Source organism: Pseudomonas sp. MT92 (assembly GCF_058792515.1).
Genome location: NZ_JBXAFA010000012.1, coordinates 65,898 through 86,446, shown reverse-complemented (window position 1 = coordinate 86,446; position 20,549 = coordinate 65,898). Strand labels below are relative to the sequence as shown.

General features: G+C 60.5%; 17 protein-coding genes. 5 read left to right on the top strand and 12 right to left on the bottom strand.

Annotated features, from left to right (window positions below; all coding sequences use genetic code 11):
- Positions 1-198 precede the first annotated feature (198 nt).
- The 5 genes from cobG to AC1Q6D_RS21845 all read left to right on the top strand — a co-directional run bounded on the left by cobG (position 199) and on the right by AC1Q6D_RS21845 (position 5,623).
- On the top strand, positions 199-1,521 hold the full coding sequence (gene cobG / locus AC1Q6D_RS21865) for a precorrin-3B synthase (protein WP_103403271.1): 1,323 nt from the start codon (positions 199-201) through the stop codon (positions 1,519-1,521).
- Positions 1,514-2,140 (top strand): precorrin-8X methylmutase, encoded by a 627-nt coding sequence (locus AC1Q6D_RS21860; RefSeq protein ID WP_047536952.1) that lies wholly within the window; start codon positions 1,514-1,516, stop codon positions 2,138-2,140. The genes cobG and AC1Q6D_RS21860 overlap by 8 nt, the downstream gene beginning before the upstream one ends.
- Positions 2,140-2,871, top strand: coding sequence for a precorrin-2 C(20)-methyltransferase (locus AC1Q6D_RS21855; RefSeq protein ID WP_167361838.1), 732 nt, complete (start codon positions 2,140-2,142; stop codon positions 2,869-2,871). The genes AC1Q6D_RS21860 and AC1Q6D_RS21855 overlap by 1 nt, the downstream gene beginning before the upstream one ends.
- The gene (gene cobJ, locus AC1Q6D_RS21850) at positions 2,871-4,580 is read left to right on the top strand and encodes a precorrin-3B C(17)-methyltransferase (protein ID WP_103403270.1); all 1,710 of its coding nucleotides are present in this window, start codon (positions 2,871-2,873) and stop codon (positions 4,578-4,580) included. The genes AC1Q6D_RS21855 and cobJ overlap by 1 nt, the downstream gene beginning before the upstream one ends.
- Before the next feature lie 227 nt (positions 4,581-4,807).
- Complete coding sequence (locus AC1Q6D_RS21845) at positions 4,808-5,623, top strand: hypothetical protein (RefSeq protein WP_256590135.1); 816 nt, start codon at positions 4,808-4,810, stop codon at positions 5,621-5,623.
- A 109-nt stretch (positions 5,624-5,732) separates the two neighbouring features.
- On the opposite strand, the gene AC1Q6D_RS21840 is transcribed toward AC1Q6D_RS21845, so the two are convergent.
- The 12 genes from AC1Q6D_RS21840 to AC1Q6D_RS21785 all read right to left on the bottom strand — a co-directional run bounded on the left by AC1Q6D_RS21840 (position 5,733) and on the right by AC1Q6D_RS21785 (position 20,415).
- A complete protein-coding gene (locus AC1Q6D_RS21840; RefSeq protein ID WP_047536956.1) occupies positions 5,733-6,329 on the bottom strand; it encodes a MarC family protein in 597 nt (198 codons plus the stop codon).
- A 66-nt stretch (positions 6,330-6,395) separates the two neighbouring features.
- On the bottom strand, positions 6,396-9,170 hold the full coding sequence (locus tag AC1Q6D_RS21835; protein ID WP_103403269.1) for a hybrid sensor histidine kinase/response regulator: 2,775 nt from the start codon (positions 9,168-9,170) through the stop codon (positions 6,396-6,398).
- A gap of 99 nt (positions 9,171-9,269) precedes the next feature.
- Positions 9,270-10,565, bottom strand: a complete 1,296-nt coding sequence (purD, locus tag AC1Q6D_RS21830; RefSeq protein WP_103403268.1) for a phosphoribosylamine--glycine ligase — start codon at positions 10,563-10,565, stop codon at positions 9,270-9,272.
- 149 nt (positions 10,566-10,714) lie between these two features.
- Positions 10,715-12,322 carry a bifunctional phosphoribosylaminoimidazolecarboxamide formyltransferase/IMP cyclohydrolase gene (gene purH, locus AC1Q6D_RS21825; RefSeq protein ID WP_103403267.1) on the bottom strand — a complete coding sequence of 536 codons (1,608 nt, stop codon included), beginning with the start codon at positions 12,320-12,322 and terminating at the stop codon, positions 10,715-10,717.
- 81 nt (positions 12,323-12,403) lie between these two features.
- Positions 12,404-12,724 carry a DNA-binding transcriptional regulator Fis gene (gene fis, locus AC1Q6D_RS21820; protein WP_015093301.1) on the bottom strand — a complete coding sequence of 107 codons (321 nt, stop codon included), beginning with the start codon at positions 12,722-12,724 and terminating at the stop codon, positions 12,404-12,406.
- Positions 12,721-13,731 carry a tRNA dihydrouridine synthase DusB gene (gene dusB / locus AC1Q6D_RS21815; RefSeq protein WP_047536969.1) on the bottom strand — a complete coding sequence of 337 codons (1,011 nt, stop codon included), beginning with the start codon at positions 13,729-13,731 and terminating at the stop codon, positions 12,721-12,723. Before dusB ends, fis begins: the two co-directional genes overlap by 4 nt.
- Before the next feature lie 185 nt (positions 13,732-13,916).
- The gene (locus tag AC1Q6D_RS21810; protein WP_103403266.1) at positions 13,917-15,143 is read right to left on the bottom strand and encodes a DUF3426 domain-containing protein; all 1,227 of its coding nucleotides are present in this window, start codon (positions 15,141-15,143) and stop codon (positions 13,917-13,919) included.
- 30 nt (positions 15,144-15,173) lie between these two features.
- Positions 15,174-16,052, bottom strand: a complete 879-nt coding sequence (gene prmA / locus AC1Q6D_RS21805; protein ID WP_103403265.1) for a 50S ribosomal protein L11 methyltransferase — start codon at positions 16,050-16,052, stop codon at positions 15,174-15,176.
- A gap of 149 nt (positions 16,053-16,201) precedes the next feature.
- Positions 16,202-17,560, bottom strand: coding sequence for an acetyl-CoA carboxylase biotin carboxylase subunit (gene accC / locus AC1Q6D_RS21800; RefSeq protein WP_047536979.1), 1,359 nt, complete (start codon positions 17,558-17,560; stop codon positions 16,202-16,204).
- Between the two features lie 17 nt (positions 17,561-17,577).
- On the bottom strand, positions 17,578-18,039 hold the full coding sequence (gene accB, locus AC1Q6D_RS21795; protein WP_103403264.1) for an acetyl-CoA carboxylase biotin carboxyl carrier protein: 462 nt from the start codon (positions 18,037-18,039) through the stop codon (positions 17,578-17,580).
- A gap of 48 nt (positions 18,040-18,087) precedes the next feature.
- Positions 18,088-18,540, bottom strand: a complete 453-nt coding sequence (gene aroQ / locus AC1Q6D_RS21790) for a type II 3-dehydroquinate dehydratase (RefSeq protein WP_090328693.1) — start codon at positions 18,538-18,540, stop codon at positions 18,088-18,090.
- A 132-nt stretch (positions 18,541-18,672) separates the two neighbouring features.
- The gene (locus AC1Q6D_RS21785; protein ID WP_103403263.1) at positions 18,673-20,415 is read right to left on the bottom strand and encodes a protein-disulfide reductase DsbD; all 1,743 of its coding nucleotides are present in this window, start codon (positions 20,413-20,415) and stop codon (positions 18,673-18,675) included.
- Positions 20,416-20,549: the final 134 nt, after the last annotated feature.

The window sequence follows — 20,549 nt, the reverse complement described above, 5'->3', positions numbered from 1 at the left end:
TGGCGGGTTATAAATTTGATTCTTGCTGTTAAGCGTTATCGTGGCGTTATTGCCTGAATGAATTGCCCATGCGCAATGCAGGCTCGAACAGCTGCAAACCGGCCCCGGGATCGCTTTTCGTCGTCAATCTGCGCGGGCTTTTCATCCGGCCAGACAAAGCAGGCATAATGCTGCCCTTCATCTCGTACCGGTCATCCTGTGAATCCACATCAGAAACCCACCCTTTTGCGCCCTTCGGCCTGTCCCGGGTTGTTGCGGGTCGTCCAGGCATTGGACGGTGGTATCTGCCGGATCAAACTCAGCGGTGGCTCGATCAAGGCCCGGCAGGCGATCTCCGTGGCAGAGGGCGCCGAACGATATGCCGCCGGGGTGATCGAGGCGACCAACCGCGCCAACCTGCAGATTCGCGGGATTGGCAGCGAAACGGCGGCGTTGATCGACAGCTTGCTCGCCGCTGGATTGGGGCCGAGCCATGCCGAGGGTGATGATGTACGCAATCTGATGCTCAGCCCGGCTGCCGGGATAGACCCTCAGATGTTGTTCGACACCCGCGCACTGGCGGAACAGGTGCTGGACACGCTGCAAACTCATGCACGCTTCCACGATCTGAGCGCCAAGTTTGCTGTGCAAATCGATGGCGGCGAAGCGCTGGCGATGCTGGAACACCCTCATGATCTGTGGCTGAGCGCGACAGAGCAGGATGGCACCCATTGGCTCGTCTTCGGCCTGGCCGGCACCCCCATGGATGCTGCGCTCGGTGCGGTGAGGCTGGACGATGGTCACGCATTGGTGGTGGCGGTGCTGGAGTTGTTTCTTGAACTCGCACGACCGGATCAGACGCGAATGCGCCACTTGTTGGCCGAATACCCGGTCGCCACGTTCCTCGCCCGGCTGCAGGCGCAGTTGCCAATCAATCCCGTTGTTGGCTGGCAACGCCGCGTGAGCCCGGACTTTCTGCACATTGGCGCGCACCCACAGGCACAGGCGAGCCTGGTGTACATCGGCGCCGTGCCGCCGCTGGGCCGACTGACCCCGGATATGCTCCGAGGCGCGTCGCAACTGGCGCAAGCGTTCGGCGATTCGAGCCTGCGTTTCACCCCTTGGCAGAGTTTGCTGCTGCCCAATATCCATGAGGAAAACGCCGCTGAAGTCATCCGGCGCCTGGAGTCATTGGGCTTGTTATGCGCAAGCGCTCAACCATTGTCCCGGTTGATCGCCTGTACCGGATCCAGCGGTTGCGGCAAAGGCCTGGCCGACACCAAGGCGGACGCGTTGCAACTGGCTGCTTTGCTGCAACGCCATGGGCATGCATTGAAGGTGCACTTGAGCGGTTGCTCACGATCCTGTGCTGCCGCGCATATTGCTCCGGTCACTTTGCTGGCCGTTTCTCCCGGTCATTACGACCTCTATTTTCGCGATGCAGCGCAGCCGGGATTCGGCGCCTTGCACGCACGCAACCTTACTATCGACGCGGTCGGCGCCTTGCTCGACGCCCGCTCACGGAGCCCCCTAGATGCTTGATTACATCCGCGACGGTCAGGAGATCTATCGCAATTCCTTCGCGATCATTCGCGCCGAGGCCAACCTCGCGCGAATCCCGGCCGATCTGGAAAAACTCGCGGTGAGGGTGATTCACGCCTGCGGGATGGTCGATGCCATCGACGGTTTGCAGTTTTCCGAAGGCGCGGGCAAGGCCGGACGCGATGCGCTGGCGGCCGGTGCGCCGATCCTGTGTGATGCGCGGATGGTCTCCGAAGGCGTCACCCGCGCGCGCTTGCCGGCGAACAACCCGGTGATTTGCACCTTGCGCGATGAAAGCGTTCCGGAGCTGGCCCGTGAGTTGGGCAACACCCGCTCCGCCGCCGCGCTGGAGCTGTGGCGCCCGCATCTGGAAGGCAGTGTGGTGGTGATCGGGAATGCGCCGACCGCGCTGTTCTATCTGCTGGAAATGCTCGACGCCGGAGCACCGAAACCGGCGCTGATCCTCGGCTTCCCGGTGGGCTTCGTCGGGGCCGCCGAATCGAAGGCAGCGCTTGCCGCCGACAGTCGTGGCGTGCCCTTCGTCATCATGCAAGGCCGGCTGGGCGGTAGCGCCATGGCCGCGGCCGCTGTCAATGCCCTCGCCACGGAGATCGAATGATGCAGCAACCAGGACGTTTGATCGGCCTCGGCGTCGGCCCGGGTGATCCTGAACTGATTACCGTCAAAGCCCTGCGTCTGCTGCGCGAATCGCCGGTGGTGGCGTACTTCGTCGCCAAGGGAAAAAAGGGCAATGCGTTTGGCATCATCGAGGCCCATTTGCAGGATGCACAAACCCTGCTGCCGCTGGTTTACCCGGTGACCACCGAGGCACTGCCCGCGCCGCTGTCGTATGAGCAAGTGATCAGCGACTTCTACGATACCGCTGGCGAACAACTGGCCGCGCACCTGGATGCTGGTCGAGATGTGGCGGTGATCTGCGAAGGTGATCCGTTCTTCTACGGTTCTTACATGTACCTGCACGATCGCCTGGCCGAGCGCTATGACGCCGAAGTCGTGCCAGGCGTGTGCTCAATGCTCGGCGGTGCTTCGGTACTCGGGGCGCCGCTGGTGTATCGCAATCAGAGCCTGTCGGTGTTGTCCGGTGTATTGCCGCACGATGAACTCAAGCGTCGCCTGGCCGATGCAGACGCGGCGGTGATCATGAAGCTGGGGCGCAACTTCCCCAAGGTCCGCCAGGTTCTGGAAGAGCTCGGTCTGGCCGAGCGTGCGCTGTACGTCGAGCGCGCGACCATGGCCAATCAGAAAATCGTCCCGCTGGATGAGGTCGAGCCGATGTCTTCGCCGTATTTCTCGCTGATCATCGTTCCCGGCGAAAGGTGGCAAGGCTGATGCCCCGTCCAGTTCCGGCGATTGTCATACTCGGCCATGGCAGCCTTGCGACCGCACGCAAGATTCAACAACTCTACCCGGATGCGCTGATCCACGGCCTGGCCGAACGGGTTGAAGGCGCGGACTGTCTCTATCGCGAGTTCGGTGCGACGTTGCGCGATCTATATAGGCAAGACACGCCGATCATTGCATTGTGCGCGGCCGGGATCGTGATTCGTACACTGGCGCCGCTGCTACTTGAAAAGGGCAGTGAGCCGCCGGTGCTGGCCGTGGCCGAAGACGGCAGCGCAGTGGTGCCGCTGCTCGGCGGCCTGGGCGGGGTGAATGTGTTGGCGCGAGAGATTGCTGCTCATCTCGAGGTGGCGCCTGCGATCACCACCAGTGGCGAGCTGCGTTTTGGCACTTGCCTGCTCAATCCACCCAGTGGCTATGCCTTGGGTGACCTGGAGCTGGGCAAGCGTTTCGTCTCCGATTTGCTGGCCGGTGAAACGGTGCGCATCGAAGGTTCGGCGCCCTGGCTGGCGCAGGCGCAGTTGCCTGAGGACGGGCAGGCGCGGTTGACCGTTCATGTCGGCCATGCCGAGCGAGCGGTCGCGGCCAATGAACTGCTGATCTATCCACGTTGCGTGGTGGTCGCGGTAAGGCCCGGCGTTGCGGATTTGCCGAAGGTGATTGGTGATGTTTTGCATCAGGCCAATATTGCCCGGCAATCGCTGGCCTGCCTGTTGGCTGCCGACACGGAAATGGCTGACCCGGCTCTGCGTGAAGCCGCACTCGAATTGGGCGTCCCCCTGCGTTTTTCCAGCGCGGCAGGAACGCTCAGCGAGCTGGCCCGCGATGCCATCGGGCAGGCTGTTTCCATCGCTGGCGATGAAACCATCAGCGTAGCGATTGCCGAACAGCCAGTGGACCCGCTGCAGATCGGCCGACCTCGTGGGCGCCTGGCCGTGATCGGTCTGGGGCCCGGTGCGGCCGAGCTGATGGTCCCGGCGGTGAAGGCCGAACTGGCGCGTGCCAACGATGTGCTGGGTTATGAAACCTATGTGCGCATGGCCGGGCCATTCCGGGCTGATCAAGTGCTGCATTGCACCGACAACCGTGAAGAAATGCAGCGCGCTCGCCACGCCTTCGAACTGGCGGCCCAAGGGCGGTCGGTGGTGGTGGTGTCGTCTGGCGATCCGGGTGTCTTTGCCATGGCTGCCGCCGTGCTGGAAGCGCTCGACGAGTCTACGGACGTCCATTGGCACAACGTCGATCTTGAGATCCTGCCGGGCGTTTCCGCGTCGCTGGCAACTGCCGCACAAGCAGGCGCACCGCTGGGTCATGACTTCTGCGTGTTGTCGCTGTCGGACAACCTCAAACCCTGGTCGATCATCGAAAAGCGCCTGGATCTGTCGGCCCAGGCGGACCTGGCCCTGGCGTTCTACAACCCGATCTCGCGCTCGCGCCCTTGGCAGCTGGGGCAGGCGCTGGACATCGTCGCCAGGCATCGCACACCTGAAACGCCAGTCGTGCTGGGGCGCGATATCGGTCGCCCGGGTCAGACCTTGCGGGTGACGACACTCGGGCAATTGACTGCCGATCAGGTGGACATGCGAACGATGGTGCTCATTGGCTCCTCGACGACTCGTGTGATTCCTCGCCCAGGCGGTAGTACCTGGGTGTACACGCCACGTAGCTACGGCGATAAGCTCAATCCCGCCCGATAATAACGGCTTCATTTTTTGTATCGAATAACCCCGGATCGCCCGAACTATTGTTCGGTGGCGGTCCGGTTTGTTTTGTGAGCTTTTTGTTGTGGTCGTAATTGTGTGCATGATTATTTGATGCGCGCTACATATGTTGTATTTAGTTATGGTTGTTGGTTGAGTGTGGTCGCGTTAGATTTGATTCGCTCCGGGAGGGAGCGGTTGTTAATAAATAAAAGGATATTATTGTGAGTGAGTTTGAAAGTTCTTTAAGCGTTTCTGAGCGTATCGATCTGGTAAGGGCGCGCGTTGAAAGACGCAAAAAAGCCGTGGCAGGCAAGCGGCTTAAAAGGTCGGTGCCGTCGACGGTTGCAACGAGTCCAACAAAAGAGCTGGATGCACTGGTGCTCGGCAATAGCCTGATTGGTTATGGTGACAAGATAAGCATTGAGAACATGGCGATTATCGAGAACTTGATCACCATGTCGAAAATGGAGGCTAATTACGAAGTTCCAGGAAATAAAGATCCCAAGGCCTGGTATCACGCCTTTACGACGTGCATGGAAGACCTGGGATGTTTTGTTCCAGATAAAGGCTACTCGAAGTACAGCGCAATGTCGCTGAAGCTGGAAATCGATAATGTCATGGTTGATATTGTCCGGGCTGCCGTCGAAGCGGCCAAAGCGGCCTTCCCAGGCGCCGCGGTGCTTAGTGCGGTCGCGAACTCTACATTGGACGCACTAAAGAAAGAGCCTGAAGCCATCAACTTGCTGAATATAGGGGCGAAGAGTGCTGAAGGCGTACGTTTGTCCACGATTCCCTGCGAACAAATGTCGAATGGAATTATCCTGGTTGCGCTAGCCGCTGTTGATCATCAAGGTGGAGGCCGTGAGGGGGGCGTGCTGTTTGTCGACTGGAAAACTTCCTCGCTGGATATTTTTCACGGGAAGTCGTTCGTCACCTTCAATCCTGCCCGATATGCGGAAATAAGGGCGGACATTGAAGAGTATCTTGGCGAGCATCGAAAGGAAATTTTGGTCAAGCGTTTCAGGCGTCGCAAGTAACACGAAAGGGTCAGAGGCATCTGCTGCCTCTGGCCCGTCTGAAAAATGGCTCGTTGATTGATGCTGGCGTTATCTCTCCCGAGTGAAGTCGCGGAGCGGGCGGTGCCAGTCAAGGAATCAGATAGCCCTTGACCCCGGTGAAAATAATCTGCGCCGCCAACGCACACACGAACAACCCCATCAACCGGCTGACGATCTGCAATCCCTGGTCGCCGAGAATGCGCTCGATATGATTGGCCAGGTACAGCACCACGCCGACCGTGAAACTGGCCAGGGCAATACTGAGGATTGCGGTGAGCTTGTCGTCCCAGTGCGGCTGGCTTACACCCATGACCAGCAAGGCACCGATGGTGCCGGGGCCGACCGTCAGCGGGATGGTCAGCGGGACGATGGTCACGTCCTGTTGCACGTTGTCGGTTTGCACTGCCGACTTGCCTTGCGCCATGCCGAGTGCCGAGATGAACAGCACGCTACCGGCACCGATGCGGAACGCATCCACAGTGATGCCGAAGACGCTGAAAATCACTCTCCCGAACAGGTACAGCAAGACGCTGGAAACCAGCGTGGCGATTGCCACTTTCCAGGCCAGGCGACGCTGTTCCTTGCGCGAGTAACCGCGGGTGAGACTGATGAAGCAGGACAATACGAAGAACGGGCTGTAGAGCACCAGCATCTTCAGGTAAACACTGAACAACACGTGAAGCATGGTGCAGGCTCACTGGCGAGGGAAGTCGAGGAGGGGAGTCTATCAGGCGTTGCGGGGTCTGTCGGCTCAGGACGTTGGGGTCGTGGCGCGGTCTTGTTGATCACGCTGGGCAACCCAGTGTTCGATCAGTTCGCGCAATTGCGACAATTCGACGGGTTTGGCCATGTGTCCGTCCATGCCGGCCTGGCGCGCGCGCTCCTTGTGCTCGGCGAGAATGTGCGCGGTCAATGCCACCACGGGCGTGCGGGTGCGCTGGTTGCCGACTTCCCAGGCACGCAATTGCTGGGTGGCCGAGAAGCCATCGAGGACCGGCATCTCGCAATCCATCAGTACCAGGTCATAGCGCTGGGCCTTCATGGCCTGCAGGGCTTCTTCGCCATTGCTGGCGGTATCCGGTTGCAGGTTGAGCTTGCCCAACATGCCGCGGATGACCTTGGTCGAGATGCTGTTGTCTTCGGCCACCAGAATGCGGAAATCGCTGGGGACCTTGATCGGCAGAGGTGGACCCAATGGCTGCTGCATCACGGCGAGGCCCTTGTTGCGCTGGGTCAACTCGTCGGCCAGGGTTGTCTTGAGGGTGTAACCGGCCACGGGTTTGGCGAGGATGCGTTTGATTCCTGAGTTGCGTGCGATGATCTTGCTCGGCGCATTGCTGATGCCGGTGAGCATGATCAGCAGGATGTCATGGTTCAGGCTCGGGTCTTCCTTGATCTTGGCGGCCAGTTGCATGCCGGTCATGCCAGGCATGTTCTGGTCCAGCAGGACCACGTCGAAGTAGTCGCGCAGGTGCGCCTTGGTGCGCAGTAAGGCCAGCGCTTCCTTGCCGGAGGGTACGGCGCTGACGTTCAGGCCCCAGGCGCTGCATTGCTGCACCAGTACTTTGCGGCAGGTGTCGTTGTCGTCCACCACCAACACCCGTGCGCCCTGCAAAGGACCGTCGAGGTCGGAAGTCGGGTGTTCGAGGCGGTCAGGGTCCAGCGGCAAGGTCAGCCACAGTGTGCTGCCCTGGTTGGTGCCACTCTTGATGCCGAACTCGCCGTGCATCAGGCGAATCAACTGACGGGCAATGACAAGACCCAGATTACCGCCCAGCCGGTTGGTCGAGAGGAAATGCTTGCTGTGCAATTCGGCGTGCATCAGCGCGTCACGCTCTTCAGCGTCCATGGGCTCGCCGCTGTCCTGCACGGCAATGCGCAGGCGCGGTTTAGGGCTGCGTTCGTCGAGCGCGACGACGATCAGGATTTCGCCTTCATCGGATTTTTTAAGGGCGTTTTCAACCAGGCTCAACAGGGTCTGGCGCAAACGTGTCGGATCACCGCTGATGACTCGCGGCACTTGAGGCTGGATGAAGCTGATCAATTCGACGTTCTGCTGTTCGGCCTTGGCGCGGAAGATGTTCAGGCAGTCTTCGATCAGGGCGTTGAGGTCGAATTGCACATCGTCCAGTTCGATCTGTCCGGATTCGAGCTTGGAGATGTCGAGAATTTCGTTGATCAGCGTCAGCAGTTCGTTGCCGGCGCTATGAATCGTCTGCACGTAGTCGCGCTGCTTGACCGAAAGTGGCGTGCCCAGCAACAGCTCGGTCATCCCCAGTACGCCGTTCATCGGGGTGCGGATCTCATGGCTGATCTTCGCCAGAAACTCTGCCTTGGCGTTGATTTCGGCGTTGCTGGCGGCCAGGTCGCGACTGATGCTAAAGCGGTCTTCGGTGATGCTGCGCTGGCGCTCGCTCAAGGCGATGCTCATCAGCAGGCCACTGATGCAAATGAATGCCAGCAGGGTGGTGATCAGGCCATGGGGTTCGATGTGGGTCAGCCCCAGCAGGGCAGGCAGGATGATCAGTACGCCGAGGTTGAACACCACCATGGCGGCCACGAACAGCCGCGCCGGGCGATAGCCTTTCTGCCAGTGGAAGGCGCTGACGAACAGCATCGTCAAGCCTGCAAGGGCCACCAGTCCGTAGGTGATGAAGTTCAACGGCAGCGTGTTGACGAACAGCAGTAGCAGCCCTGAGATCGCGATCAACAGAATTTCGCCCGCGATCACTTTGTTCAGCGGGTGGAAACCGAGGGGGGCGAAGAAGCGTAGCGCAAACATCAGGCCGCAGGGTGCCGTCAGCAACAAGGCGAGGTACGCGCCAGGGGTTTTCACCGCTTGCCACTCCGCAAGCCAGGGGCCGGCCAGGTTCAACAGCAGGACCAGGCTGAGCATCAGGCAGCCTTCGGATGCCGCCAGCCACAGGCTGCTGCGTGAGCGTGTGTAGGCGTAACGGATGAGGTTGTGCAGGATCAGCATGCCAATGCAGCCCAACAGCAGGCCGTAGATCAGCGTCTGGCTCTGGTTGGCTGCGGTCATGACCGCTGATTGCAAGGTGATGTAAGGGCGTAGCTGGTGTTCGGAAACCAGCCGCAGGTAAACGTCGAGAGGCTTGTCGCTTTGCGGCAACGGCAGCATCAGGTCGCTGCTGGGCAAAGGTCGATCGGTATTGGTTTGTTCGCTGCCTGTCTTCGATTGCTCGATCAGCTTGTCGCCGTCCAGCACATACATATTGAAGTGCAGCAAATCGGGTGCGAACACCCGGAGCAACTGTTCATGCTTGCCGGGAGCAAGCCGGAACCGCAGCCAGAGGGCGCCTTCGGGCTCGGCGGCGGTGAGCTCATCGAGTTCGATAGGGCTGAATTGATTGGTATAGCGTGTGGAACGGATGTCGCTCAGCTGCAGGTCGCCCTGTTCGTCGAGCAAAACGGACCAGCCGCTGCCTTGTGCGGCCTGAGCCGTAAGCATGCAGAGCAAGGTCAGCAGAGTGACGGTAAAACCTATGGCAATCCTGAGCCAGCGCACGGCGAAATCCCTTCGTAGGTTGATGCCAGAATATAACTATGCGCGGCGCCGGAATAGTCAGGCAAGGGCTCGAAGCCCTTGCCCGGCTGAATGGGTAGCTTATTCCGGATTTTCGCCACGCTCGCGGGCAATGGCACGGTAGCCAATGTCCTTGCGATAGAAACAGCCTTCCCAATCAATTTTGGCTGCCAGCTTGTATGCCTGCTGTTGAGCGGCATCGACGCTTGCGCCCATGGCGGTGGCGCACAGCACCCGACCGCCGGCCGTCACGACTTGTCCGTCCTTGAGTGCAGTACCGGCGTGGAAGACTTTGCCTTCCAGTGTCGCGGCTGCATCCAGACCTTTGATGGCCGCGCCTTTGGCGTAGTCACCTGGATAGCCGCCAGCGGCCAGAACGATACCGACGCTCGGACGTGGATCCCATTGCGCTTCAACTTTGTCCAGCGCCTGGGCCAGGGCTGCTTCGACCAGCAGTACCAGGCTCGACTGCAGGCGCAGCATGACCGGCTGGGTCTCAGGGTCGCCGAAACGGCAATTGAATTCGATAACTTTTGGGTTACCAGCCTTGTCGATCATCAGACCGGCATACAGGAAACCAGTGTAGACGTTACCTTCCTCGGCCATGCCGCGAACCGTCGGCCAGATCACCAGGTCCATGACGCGTTGATGCACTTCGTTGGTGACCACCGGAGCAGGGGAGTAGGCACCCATGCCGCCCGTGTTCGGGCCGGTATCGCCGTCACCGACGCGTTTGTGGTCCTGGCTGGTGGCCATCGGCAAGACGTTCTTGCCGTCAACCATGACGATGAAGCTGGCTTCTTCGCCGTCCAGGAACTCTTCGATCACCACGCGGGAGCCGGCGTCGCCGAAAGCGTTGCCCGCCAGCATGTCGCGTACGGCGTCTTCGGCTTCGGCCAGGGTCATGGCAACGATCACGCCTTTACCGGCGGCAAGGCCATCGGCCTTGATCACGATTGGTGCGCCTTTTTCACGCAGATAAGCCAGGGCTGGCTCGATCTCGGTGAAGTTCTGGTAGTCGGCGGTCGGGATCTTGTGGCGAGCCAGGAAGTCCTTGGTGAACGCTTTCGAACCTTCCAGTTGAGCGGCACCGGCGGTCGGGCCGAAGCAGTCGAGGCCGCGGGAGCGGAACAGATCGACGACACCAGCGACCAGCGGTACTTCAGGGCCGACGATGGTCAGGGAAACGTTTTTCTCGGCAAAGTCTGCAAGTTGCTCAAGCGCCAGCACATCGATGGCGACGTTCTCGCACTTGGCTTCAATGGCGGTGCCGGCGTTGCCCGGAGCCACGAAAACCTTCTGCACACGGGGATCCTGAGCCACTTTCCAGGCCAGGGCGTGTTCACGGCCACCGCTGCCAATGATCAAAACATTCATTTCAAAAACCTCGGATGACGCAAATCTGGGAACAGTAGGAGCGAGCTTGCTCGCGATGGTGGTTAACGATAACGCGGGGTGTCTGAAACACTGTGGCGTCTAGTCGTTCTTCGCGAGCAAGCTCGCTCCTACAAGGGAATGCTGTGCTGTCAGTGACGGAAGTGGCGCATGCCGGTGAACACCATGGCGATGCCGGCTTCGTCGGCGGCTGCAATCACTTCGTTGTCACGCATCGAGCCGCCTGGCTGGATCACCGCAGTGATACCGGCCTTGGCCGCATTGTCCAGACCATCGCGGAACGGGAAGAATGCGTCGGAAGCCATTACCGAACCGGCTACCTGCAAGCCAGCGTGTTCTGCCTTGATCGCGGCGATACGTGCTGAGTTCACGCGGCTCATCTGGCCAGCGCCGACACCGATGGTCTGACGGTTCTTGGCGTAGACGATGGCGTTGGATTTAACGTACTTGGCGACTTTCCAGGCGAAGATCAGGTCGTGGATTTCCTGTTCGGTCGGTGCGCGTTTGGTCACGACTTTCAGGTCGTCGGCGCTGATCATGCCGATGTCGCGGCTCTGCACCAGCAGGCCACCGTTGACGCGTTTGTAGTCCCAGGCCGCCGCGCGGTCAGCCGACCACTCGCCGCAGGCCAGCAGGCGTACGTTGGCTTTGGCGGCCACGATGGCGCGGGCTTCTTCGCTGACGCTCGGGGCAATGATGACTTCGACGAACTGACGCTCGACGATGGCTTTGGCGGTTTCAGCATCCAGCTCGCGGTTGAACGCGATGATGCCGCCGAAAGCGGATTCGGTGTCGGTGGCGTAGGCCAGGTCGTAGGCCTTGCGGATACCGCCTTCGGCGTCCGGGCTGACGGCCACGCCACACGGGTTGGCATGCTTGACGATCACGCAGGCTGGCTTGACGAAGCTCTTCACGCATTCCAGCGCGGCATCGGTGTCGGCCACGTTGTTGTACGACAGTTCCTTGCCTTGCAGCTGGGTCGCGGTGGCGATGCCGACTTCGGCAGGCTTGGCTTCCACGTAGAACGCCGCGCTCTGGTGCGGGTTCTCGCCGTAGCGCATTTCCTGGGCCTTGATGAACTGGCTGTTGAAGGTGCGCGGGAATTCGCTGCGACCTTCAGTGCTGAGGGTATCAGCGGCCTGGTTCACGGTGCCCATGTAGTTGGCGATCATGCCGTCATAGGCAGCGGTGTGTTCGAAGGCCTTGAGCATCAGGTCGAAACGCTGGGCGTAGGTCAGGCCGCCGGCCTTGAGGTTTTCCAGGACGTCGGCGTAATCGCTGGCGTTGACCACGATGGCGACGTCTTTGTGGTTCTTCGCTGCCGAACGAACCATGGTCGGGCCGCCGATGTCGATGTTTTCGATCGCGGTCGGCAGGTCGCAGCCTGGCTTGTTGATGGTGGCTTCGAACGGGTAGAGGTTAACTGCTACCAGGTCGATCGGCTTGATGCCGTGCTCGTTCATGATGGCGTCGTCGATACCGCGACGACCCAGGATCCCGCCGTGGATTTTCGGGTGCAGGGTTTTCACCCGACCGTCCATCATTTCGGCAAAGCCGGTGTAATCAGCGACTTCCACTGCGGCAACGCCGTTGTCCTGCAGCAGCTTGAACGTCCCGCCGGTGGAGAGGATCTCGACGCCCAGTGCTTCAAGTTCTTTGGCGAATTCGAGGATCCCGGTCTTGTCGGAAACGCTGATCAAGGCGCGGCGGATCGGCAGGCGGGTAGTCTGGTCGGTCATTTCAATTTCCATCAAAAGCAAAGGAGTCAGCAAAAAAGGCGGCCGGTTTTACGCGGGCGCCTTTCTGGTTTGATTGAATGCTTACAGCAAATCGTACTGCTTGAGTTTCTTGCGCAGCGTGCCTCGGTTCAGCCCGAGCATCTCGCTGGCTTTGGTCTGGTTGCCCTTGACGTAGTTCATCACGCACTCGAGCAGGGGAGCCTCGACTTCGGAGAGCACCAGGTTGTACACATCCGTGACGGCAGCGCCCTCAAGGTGGGCGAAATAATTGTGCAGCGCTTTCTCGACACTCCCGCGAAGGGTCTGGCCTTCTTCACTCGGGGTATTGAGGTGCTGTTTCAAATTCACGTTGTCGCTCACGGGTGTTGTTCCACTCACTAAAGTCTCGGTCATCATCGTCATGCGGCCACCCCCTCTCCGTCCCCTGTCAGGCTCTTGTAACGTTCTGCGAAGAAGCCCTGAACGTTGGCGCATTGTGCTTCCGTATCTTCCAAACGATTGAAGTGGGCGCGAAACTCCCTGGCGCCCGGCAAGGTTGCGAGATACCAGCCCACATGCTTTCGAGCAATGCGTACGCCCATCACGTCTCCGTAGAAGGCGTGAAGCGCAGCCAGATGCTCTAGCAGTATGCGTTCCACTTCGATCAGTTCCAGCGCCGGGAGCTTCTCGCCGGTTCGCAGGAAATGGTCGATCTCGCGAAAAATCCATGGCCGTCCCTGGGCAGCCCGACCAACCAGCAGGCCATCGGCACCGGTCGCATCGAGCACGTATCGCGCCTTCTCTGGCGAGTCGATATCGCCATTGGCAAAGACCGGCATCGACACCGCCTGCTTGATCGCGGCGATGGTGTCGTACTCGGCTTCACCGGTGTACAGATCGGCGCGGGTGCGGCCATGGACCGCCAGCGCCGAAATGCCCGCCTGTTCAGCGATCTTCGCCACGGTCAGGCCATTCTTGTTGTCCCGGTCCCAGCCGGTACGGATCTTCAGGGTCACCGGCACATCAACCGCAGCCACGACGGCCTGCAGGATCTCGGTAACCAATGCCTCATCCTTCAACAGTGCGGAGCCGGCAGCCTTGTTGCAGACTTTTTTTGCCGGACAGCCCATGTTGATATCAATTATCTGTGCGCCCAGCTCGACGTTGGCCCGGGCCGCATCCGCCAGCATCTGTGCGTCACCACCGGCGATCTGTACCGAGCGTGGCTCGGGATCGCCTTCGTGGATCATGCGCATGCGCGACTTGCGGGTGTTCCACAAACTCATGTCGCTGGTGACCATTTCGGAGACTACTAGCCCCGCGCCCAGTCGCTTGCACAGCTGACGAAAGGGTTGGTCGGTGACGCCCGCCATTGGGGCGAGAATCAAGCCGTTGTGTAATGTGTATGGGCCGATGCGTACCGCCGACATAGGACTTCCCTGTTGTGGGGCCGGATCATGAGAGTTCGAAAAAGGGTTGGCATGATACCCGCTCTCGATGACTGGATAAAGGCTGAATTGAACAAAATCTGAACAGTTATTCTGTTATCGCCAGCGGTTTGGTCCGGGCGGGTAAAGTCAGAAAGTTGTCGTCAATTCAGGATCGGTGAACCGTTTCACTCCGGTGAGTGGAAGCTGAGGCTGTAGTTCACCGCTTTGGCGCCCGGATCGAGAATGTCCAGTGCGATGTGGATCGGTGTCTGCGGGGGCATTTCGGCCATGCCTTCGAGGTCGCCGCTCAGGTACTCGCCGGGCTTGAAGCGACGGCTGGCGATCAGATGGCCATTGAGGTCGGCAAAGCGCAGTTCCAGCAACGGGAATGGCTGGGAGAAAGGCGCGCGGTTGTAGATGATCGCGTCGACCACCAGGGCGCCGTTGAATTCCGGGTGACTGCGCACCACCAGGTTGCTGCTTTTGATTTTCGCGATGTCGACTTTGGATGGCACTGTGCAGCCGATTTGCGGGCACAGTTGCTGGAACCACGGACGGTATTGGTCCTGACGTGCCAGTTCATCGAAGTGGTAAGCAACGTACTGGCCGACGAGCGCACCAGCGCCGAGCACGATCAACAGTAGCCAGAAGAGTCGGCGACCCCACGGGGAGCGACGTTGTTGCCAGTCCAGTTGCAGCGGATCGTCGGTCAGGTCTTGCAACACGTCGGTGCGCACGCCGGGTTCACTGCGTTCGCGGCGCTTGCGCAATGGCTCGATCGAGGGCAGGTCGTCGTCATGTTCGTCGCTTGCAGTGGCCGACAGGCGTTCATGATGAACCGGTGTGTCGAGCGGGTCGTGCAGGCGCAGTTGTGGCGGTGTTGCTTCGTCCTCCGGTTCTACGGGCTCCAGGGACAGCGAAGGTTCAGTGCGCGAGGGTTTGTTCGGGACCTGCTCCGGTTCCGGCAAATCCTCTTCTTCGGTCTGGGCACGATCGGCAGCCGATTCGCTGAACAGGCTGTCGGACCAGGGCTCTTCGGTCTCGGCGGTGTCGCGACGGGCGCTGAGCGTGTCTTCGCGATGCCGGGTGAACTCCGTGGTCGGCTGGATTTCCCGCTGCTCGAGTCGGGCCAGCTCTTCGTCGAGGTCGAGGCTGTCGAGGTCCAGCTCGGCGGCCGTCCATTGTTTTTGGCTGATGGCGCGGGGTTCTGCGGGTGGCGGTGCTTCGACGATGGCCGGGACGACCGGTGCGACAGGTTCTTTGCCGGCCTGCTCAAGCAACTGCTTGGCGGCATTGAACACCTGCAGGCATGAGCCGCAGCGAACAACGCCGCGAGCCACGCTCAACTGAGCATGGCTGACGCGGAAGCTGGTTTGGCAATGCGGGCACTGAGTGACGAAGCTGTCGGTCATGCGGCGATCCGGATTATGCAGAGGCTCATTCTAGCGCCGACGGCCGGTGATGCGCACCCAGCCATCGCGATTGGCGATCGGATCCAGGTCGAAGTCCTTGGCATAGGCGGCGGCCACTTCTTCGCCTTGCTCGGCAAGGATGCCTGACAGCGCCAGGCGACCGCCCGTCTTGACCAGTCCGGACAGCTGCGGTGCCAGGGACACCAGCGGGCCGGCGAGAATGTTGGCGACCAGCACGTCGGCCTGAACCTGCGGCAAATCTTCCGGCAGATACAGCGGGAAGAGCTCTTCGGCAATATTGTTGCGTCCGGCGTTGTCGCGGGAGGCTTCCAGCGCCTGAACGTCGATGTCGGTGCCCACGGCTTCCTTCGCACCCAGCAGGAGGGCGGCGATTGCCAGAATCCCCGAGCCACACCCGAAGTCCAGCACATTGCAACCTTTCAAGTCCTGACCGTCGAGCCATTCCAGGCACAGCGCGGTGGTGGGGTGGGTGCCGGTGCCGAACGCCAGGCCCGGGTCCAGCAACAGGTTGACCGCCTCAGGTTCGGGGGCGGCGTGCCAGCTCGGCACGATCCACAGGCGCTGGCCAAAACGCATCGGCTGGAAGTTATCCATCCAGCTGCGTTCCCAGTCCTGGTCTTCGATCACTTCGCTGTGGTGCTCGGGCAATGGGCTGCCGGTCAGCAGTTCCAGATGGGCCAGTACCGGGGCGGCTTCGGTGCCGCCTTCGAACAGGGCCAGCAGGTGGGTGTGCGACCACAGTGGCGTGGTATTGAGTTCCGGCTCGAAGATCGGCTGATCTTCGGCGTCCATGAAGGTCACCGACACGGCGCCCACTTCAAGGAAAGCGTCTTCATAGGTTTCGGCTTGTTCTGGGCTGATGGCGAGACGGACTTGCAGCCAAGGCATGGCGGGCACCTTTGAAAAGTATTGATTGCAGCCTAGCGGGCTGCGAGAAGCGCGCAAGTTTACGCGAGCGCGGGGGGTTTGTGGGAGTAGGTTGGCCCTCCGGAAACAACAAGGCCGCCCGAAGGCGGCCTTGTTGATGAGGTCGAAGCTTAGTGCTTCTCGCCCGCCAGCTTGTGCTCGAGGTAGTGAATGTTCACGCCCCCTTTGCAGAAGCCTTCATCGCGAGTCAGGTCGCGGTGCAGCGGGATGTTGGTCTTGATCCCGTCGACCACGATCTCGTCCAGGGCATTGCGCATGCGCGCCATGGCTTCGTCGCGGGTTGCACCGTAGGTGATCAGCTTGCCGATCAACGAATCGTAGTTCGGCGGAACGGCATAACCACTGTACAGGTGCGAATCGACGCGAACGCCGTTGCCGCCCGGGGCGTGGAAATGCTTGACCGTGCCAGGGCTCGGCATGAAGGTTTTCGGGTCTTCGGCGTTGATCCGGCATTCCAGCGCGTGACCGCGGATGACCACGTCATCCTGGGTGAACGACAGCTTGTTGCCGGCGGCGATGCTCAGCATCTCCTTGACGATGTCGATGCCGGTGACCATTTCCGATACCGGGTGCTCTACCTGGACGCGAGTGTTCATCTCGATGAAGTAGAAGCGACCGTTCTCGTACAGGAACTCGAAGGTGCCTGCGCCACGGTAGCCGATATCGATGCACGCCTTGACGCAGCGGGCGAAGACTTCCTGGCGAGCCTTCTCGTCGATGCCCGGTGCCGGCGCTTCTTCGAGAACTTTCTGGTGACGGCGTTGCAGCGAGCAGTCGCGGTCGCCCAGATGGATGGCGTTGCCCTGTCCGTCGGAAAGTACCTGGACTTCCACGTGGCGCGGGTTAGTCAGGAATTTTTCCAGATAGACCATCGGGTTGCCGAACGCTGCGCCCGCTTCGGAGCGGGTCAGTTTCGCCGAGGAAATCAGGTCTTCTTCCTTGTGCACAACGCGCATGCCGCGACCACCACCGCCGCCAGCGGCTTTGATGATCACCGGGTAACCGACTTCACGGCCGATGCGCAGGGCGGTTTCTTCGTCCTCCGGCAGCGGGCCGTCGGAACCCGGAACGGTAGGCACACCGGCGGCGATCATGGCGTGCTTGGCCGAAACCTTGTCGCCCATCAGGCGGATGGTTTCAGCTCTCGGGCCGATGAAGGCGAAGCCGGATTTCTCGACCTGTTCGGCGAAGTCGGCGTTTTCCGCGAGGAAACCGTAGCCTGGGTGAATGGCGGTGGCGCCGGTCACTTCGGCCGCGGCGATGATCGCCGGGATGTGCAGGTAAGATTGGGCGGCCGATGCAGGACCGATGCAGACGGACTCGTCTGCCAGGCCCAGGTGCATCAGTTCCTTGTCAGCCTTGGAATAAACGGCGACGGTCTTGATGCCCATCTCTTTGCAGGCGCGCAGAATCCGCAGTGCGATCTCACCGCGGTTGGCGATCAGAACTTTTTCCAACTTCGCAGTCATCAAAGGCTCTCCGCGGTTCAAACGATGGTGAACAGCGGTTGGTCGTACTCAACCGGCTGGCCGTCTTCGACGAGGATGGATTCGATCACACCGCTGGTTTCAGCTTCGATGTGGTTCATCATCTTCATGGCTTCAACGATGCACAGGGTGTCGCCTTTCTTCACAGTCTGGCCAACTTCAACGAAGGACGGCGAGGTTGGCGAAGACTTGCGATAGAACGTGCCGACCATCGGCGAACGGGCAACGGTGCCGTTCAGCGCTGGTGCGGCCGCAGCAGCAGGGGCGGCAGCGGCAGCCGGAGCAGCAGCGACAGGCGCGGCAGCCGGGGCATGCATTGGAGCCGGTGCGTAGTACTGCTGAGCCGGGGTCTTGCTATGACGGCTGATGCGTACGGACTCTTCGCCTTCCTTGATCTCGAGCTCGTCGATGCCGGACTCTTCCAGCAATTCGATCAGTTTCTTAACTTTACGGATATCCATGAATCATCAACTCCCAAGGGTCGGTCAGGGGCGTTTAACGCTTGTTGTTCAAGCTGTTGCCTGTTTTTCAAGCTGCTCTAGGGCGGCCTCCAGGGCCAGTCGATAACCGCTGGCGCCAAGGCCGCAGATCACTCCCACCGCTACGTCGGAGAAGTAAGAGTGATGGCGGAAAGGTTCGCGTTTGTGCACGTTAGACAAATGCACTTCGATGAATGGGATGCTCACCGCCAGCAACGCGTCACGTAATGCGACACTTGTATGTGTAAAAGCTGCTGGGTTGATCAAAATGAAATCCACGCCTTCAGTGCGAGCGGCGTGGATGCGGTCGATCAATTCGTACTCGGCATTGCTTTGCAGGTGCAGCAAATGGTGGCCGGCTTCACGGGCCCGGCGTTCCAGGTCCTGGTTGATCTGCGCCAGTGTCGTGGCGCCGTAGGTGCCCGGTTCACGGGTGCCAAGCAAGTTCAGGTTGGGTCCGTGCAGAACCAGTAGGGTCGCCATCGGCTGTTCCTTTGTTATCCGTGTGCAATTGTCAGAACCCGGCGACTATGCCGCAAAGCCTTTGTGACTGTCCAGTTCTCTGCAATAGCCAGCACGATGCCCGATGTTTGCGCGAGTTATATGACCGCTTGATTAAATCCGGTCATTCGCCCTGGCGACACGTTCGGCGAAGTCCGCCGCATTGATCTCGCCGATCACCCGCACTTCGGCACGTTCGATGCCGTCCTTGCCGAAAAACATCAGTGCCGGAGGCCCGAACAGTTTGTAGCGGTCGAGCAGGGCGCGTTGCTCGGCATTGCTGGCGGTGATGTCGAATCGAATCAGCCGGTAGCCCTTGAGCCGTTCAACAACCGTGGAGTCGTTGAGCACTTCGTGTTCGATGACTTTGCAACTGATGCACCAGTCGGCGTACCAGTCGAGCAGCAGCGCAGTGCCCGACGCGCGGGCTTCGGCCAGTGCGCGGTCGAGGTCGGCCGGGGTGCTGACGGTCTGCCATGCATTGCTGTTGGGCGCTGGCGGGTTGCCGGCAACCGTGCGCGTCTGACCGATCGGGTTGAACGGATCGGTCTGTCCGCTGAACGCCCCATACCAGCAGGCCAGCGCATAAAACAGCAGAAACAACCCGAGCAATTGACCCAGGCGTTTTCGAGGCGGTTTGTAGACGAACTCCAGCGCGCCCATGAACAGGCCGACACCACCGGCCAGCAAGCCGATCAACAGCAAGGTGACCTGCCCGGGCATGACGCGGCTGAACAGGCCGATCGCCAGCCCGAGCAGTAATACGCCAATCGCGTTTTTCACGTAGACCAGCCACGGCCCGCTCTTTGGCAACCAGGCGGCTCCCCCCGTGGCCACCAGCAGCAACGGTGCACCCATGCCGAGGCCGAGCATGAACAGTTTCAGGCCTCCGCCCAAGGCATCGCCGCTGGCACTGATGTAGAGCAGCGCGCCGGCCAGAGGTGCCGAGACGCAAGGTGAAACCAGCAGGCTCGAGACCACGCCCAGCACGGCGGCGCCCCACAACGAACCGCCTTCGGTGCGTCCGGCGATGCGATCGAGTCGGCTGCTGATCGCGTGTGGCAACTTGAGTTCGAACACGCCGAACATCGCCAGGGCGAACACGGCAAAAAACATCGCGAACGGCACCAGCACCCAGGCTGATTGCAGGCGTGCCTGCAAGTTGAGCTGCGCGCCAAACAATCCCATCAAGGCCCCGAGGAGGGCGAAGCAGGTGGCCATCGGCAGTACATAGGCTAACGACAGATTGAACCCGCGCCAGCCACCGACCTGACCGCGCAACACCACACCGGAAAGAATCGGCAGCATGGGCAGTACGCAGGGCGTAAAGGTCAGGCCCAGGCCCGCGAGAAAGAACAGCGCCAGTTCACGCCAGCCCCAGTCACGGGCTGTCGTTGCGCCGTCGCCATTGATGTTCAGGCGTTCGGTCTCGGGTGGGTAGCACAGGCCTTTATCGGCACAGCCCTGATAGGTCACGGCCAGGGTAAAGGCGCGTTGATCAGTGCGCGGCAGTTCCACGTCGAGAATGCCGTGGTAGACCTCGACGTCGCCAAAGTACTCGTCATGCTTCTTTTGCCCGTCCGGCAGTCGTGCAGTGCCGAGGGCGACATCGGCTGGATCGGCGCGAAACTGAAAGCGGTGGCGGTAGAGGTAATAACCTTCGGTGGCCACGAAGCGCAGCTTGATCGATTGCGGCGTGCTTTCCACCAGACTGAGCTGGAAGGCTTCGCGCACCGGCAGGAAATCGGCGCTGTTGTTGATCGAACCCAGCGTCGAACTGGGCCGACTCTCCAGCAGCCCGGTGGCGGTGGCCGGCAGGGCGAGCACTAAAAGCAGCAGGCAGAGCAAACGGCGCATGACAATCTCGCGTATCGGAATTGGGGGCATGATAGCGGACAGTCGTTCGGTGTGCAGAGCCACGGAAGTGTGGTGAGTGAACTGACGCCATCGCGGGCAAGCCCGCTCCCACAGTGATCTTCAGTGAACACAAA

Bases quoted from the DNA above. Each gene is read 5' to 3' on its own strand.
- AC1Q6D_RS21860 (WP_047536952.1), top strand. From the start codon at position 1,514: ATGCTTGATTACATCCGCGACGGTCAGGAGATCTATCGCAATTCCTTC.
- AC1Q6D_RS21855 (WP_167361838.1), top strand. From the start codon at position 2,140: ATGCAGCAACCAGGACGTTTGATCGGCCTCGGCGTCGGCCCGGGTGAT.
- cobJ (WP_103403270.1), top strand. From the start codon at position 2,871: ATGCCCCGTCCAGTTCCGGCGATTGTCATACTCGGCCATGGCAGCCTT.
- AC1Q6D_RS21840 (WP_047536956.1), bottom strand. From the start codon at position 6,329: ATGCTTCACGTGTTGTTCAGTGTTTACCTGAAGATGCTGGTGCTCTAC.
- purD (WP_103403268.1), bottom strand. From the start codon at position 10,565: ATGAATGTTTTGATCATTGGCAGCGGTGGCCGTGAACACGCCCTGGCC.
- purH (WP_103403267.1), bottom strand. From the start codon at position 12,322: ATGACCGACCAGACTACCCGCCTGCCGATCCGCCGCGCCTTGATCAGC.
- fis (WP_015093301.1), bottom strand. From the start codon at position 12,724: ATGACGATGATGACCGAGACTTTAGTGAGTGGAACAACACCCGTGAGC.
- dusB (WP_047536969.1), bottom strand. From the start codon at position 13,731: ATGTCGGCGGTACGCATCGGCCCATACACATTACACAACGGCTTGATT.
- AC1Q6D_RS21810 (WP_103403266.1), bottom strand. From the start codon at position 15,143: ATGACCGACAGCTTCGTCACTCAGTGCCCGCATTGCCAAACCAGCTTC.
- prmA (WP_103403265.1), bottom strand. From the start codon at position 16,052: ATGCCTTGGCTGCAAGTCCGTCTCGCCATCAGCCCAGAACAAGCCGAA.
- accC (WP_047536979.1), bottom strand. From the start codon at position 17,560: ATGACTGCGAAGTTGGAAAAAGTTCTGATCGCCAACCGCGGTGAGATC.
- accB (WP_103403264.1), bottom strand. From the start codon at position 18,039: ATGGATATCCGTAAAGTTAAGAAACTGATCGAATTGCTGGAAGAGTCC.
- aroQ (WP_090328693.1), bottom strand. From the start codon at position 18,540: ATGGCGACCCTACTGGTTCTGCACGGACCCAACCTGAACTTGCTTGGC.
- AC1Q6D_RS21785 (WP_103403263.1), bottom strand. From the start codon at position 20,415: ATGCGCCGTTTGCTCTGCCTGCTGCTTTTAGTGCTCGCCCTGCCGGCC.